At 64.5% G+C, this 1,035-nt stretch carries 1 protein-coding gene and 1 pseudogene; one reads left to right on the top strand and one right to left on the bottom strand.

Features of this window, described 5'->3' with window-relative positions:
- Window positions 1-348 (top strand): annotated as a pseudogene (locus OP495_RS18160) (PLP-dependent aminotransferase family protein); the annotation flags it as partial.
- An 83-nt stretch (window positions 349-431) separates the two neighbouring features.
- On the opposite strand, the gene OP495_RS18155 reads toward OP495_RS18160, so the two are convergent.
- A partial coding sequence (locus tag OP495_RS18155) for an aminotransferase class III-fold pyridoxal phosphate-dependent enzyme (RefSeq protein ID WP_280571172.1) occupies window positions 432-1,035 on the bottom strand: 604 nt, incomplete at its 5' end.

Below are 1,035 nucleotides of genomic sequence, written 5' to 3'. Positions count from 1 at the left end.
ATGGCACAGTTTCTTGCTCAGGGCCATTACGACCGCTATCTGCGCCAGTTCGCCGACGAGATGCGCCAGCGCTGGGAAACGATGAACGAGGCCATCACGACGCATATGCCCAACTGCCGACGGGTCGGCGGTGATCATGCCAGCGTGTTCTGGTTGGAAGCCCCGCAAGACGTGGATACCCAGCGCCTGGCCTGGCAGGCCGCGCAAAACGGTGTGCTCATCGAGCCAGGATTTCAGCACTTCTTCGAGCGCGTGCCGCCGCGCAACTTCATGCGTCTGGGGTTCGGCGCCATCGACGCCGAGCGCATCGAACCGGGTATCGAACGCCTGGCGCGAACGCTAGGGTAGCGGCGTACTCACGACTGCGCCGGGCACAAGGCCCGGCGCATGCTATCCAGCGTTTGCGACGGCGATGAAGCCATGCTGGCTGGTCAAGCGGCGTGCTTGGCCGACATCTCGCCCAGCACCTTATCCAGAATCGCCAGCCCTTGCTGGGCCTCCGCCTCGCTGACGATGCACGGCGGCACCACATGAATGCGGTTCTCGGCCACGAACGGCAGCATGCCCTCGGCGAGCAGGGCGTGCTTGATCTCGCCCATCGCACTGGCCGATAGCGGCGTGCGGTGCTCGCGGTCGCTGACCAGTTCGAGGACATGAAAGACCCCCAGCCCGCGTGTCTCACCGACGATGGCATGCTCGCGCGCCAGGCGTGCGAGGCCTTGGCCGAGCGTACCCTGGCCGATGCTGGCGGCGTTCTCCACCACCCCTTCCTCATGCATGGCGTCCAGGGTCGCGACGATGGACGCCATCGCCAGTGGATGTCCGGAATAGGTGAGCCCGCCGAAGAACATGTGTTCGTCGAAATGCCGGCTGATGGCTTCTGAGATCACCACGCCGCCGGCTGGCACGTAGCCGGAATTGACCCCCTTGGCGAATACGATCAGATCCGGTGAGACGCCGTAATGCTCGAAGGCGAACCAGCGCCCGGTGCGCCCGAACCCGGCCATCACTTCATCGAAGATCAACAGGATGCCG

Source organism: Chromohalobacter sp. 296-RDG, assembly GCF_029889885.1.
In the GTDB taxonomy this organism is placed as follows: domain Bacteria; phylum Pseudomonadota; class Gammaproteobacteria; order Pseudomonadales; family Halomonadaceae; genus Chromohalobacter.
Note: the sequence above shows the minus strand (reverse complement) of the source record. Positions and strands in the feature narration are given on the sequence as shown.